This is a genomic window from Novosphingobium sp. (assembly GCF_049240505.1).
Classification (GTDB): Bacteria; Pseudomonadota; Alphaproteobacteria; order Sphingomonadales; family Sphingomonadaceae; genus Novosphingobium.
This window is the reverse complement of record NZ_JBMLSM010000206.1, coordinates 1-775: the sequence shown is the minus strand read 5'-3', so window position 1 is coordinate 775 and position 775 is coordinate 1. Positions and strand designations below refer to the sequence as shown.

The window sequence follows — 775 nt, the reverse complement described above, 5'->3', positions numbered from 1 at the left end:
GCGTATTTTTCTCCCCCCCCCCCTTGGTGGGGCGTGGGGGGGGGCGTGGCCCTGTCTCTCACGCCGACCCATGTTCCGTGTGGGAGGACAGCCCCCTCTCCCAACCCTCTCCCCTGAAGGGGAGAGGGCTTGATCCTTACGCTCCCGGCAGGTCGAGAATGCGTTTGGCAATGACGTTGAGCATGACCTCGCTGGTGCCGCCCTCGATCGAGTTGGCCTTGGTGCGCAGCCATGAGCGTGACGGCGTGCCGCCGCTGGTGCGCTCGCTGTCCCATTCGAGCGCGGTGGCCCCGCCTGCCGACATCAGCAGTTCGTGGCGGCGCTTGTTCAGTTCCGTCCCGGCGTATTTCATCATGTTCGGCTGGGCAGGATGCGCCTTGCCGACCTTCACCTCATCAAGAAACTTTTCGCCCATGCAGGCATAGGCCAGCGCATCGACATCGAACTGCGCCAGTTCTGCACGCAGGATCGGATCTTCGAGGCCATTACGCGCCACGACTGCACCGATGGCGTTGAGCCGATCGCCGCCGCCTGCGCCGGAGATCATCTCGCGTTCGTGCCCTAGCAGATACTTGGCCACATCCCAGCCACGGTTCAGATCACCAACGATCTGGGTTTTCGGCACGACCACGTTATCGAAGAAGGTTTCGCAGAAAGGGGAATTGCCGCTGATCAGCTTGATCGGCTTTGTCGAGACGCCCGGCGTCGTCATATCGAACAGCAGGAAGCTGATGCCCTGATACTTGTTCGTCTTGTCGGTGCGGACGAGGCAGAA

The 775-nt window shown here is 61.9% G+C and carries 1 protein-coding gene; it reads right to left on the bottom strand.

All coding sequences use genetic code 11. The features are described 5' to 3' along the window. Positions 1–136: 136 nt before the first annotated feature. Positions 137–775, bottom strand: a 639-nt coding sequence (locus tag ACOVQ0_RS16990) for an acyl-CoA dehydrogenase family protein (protein WP_421887169.1), incomplete at its 5' end; no start/stop codon positions are given.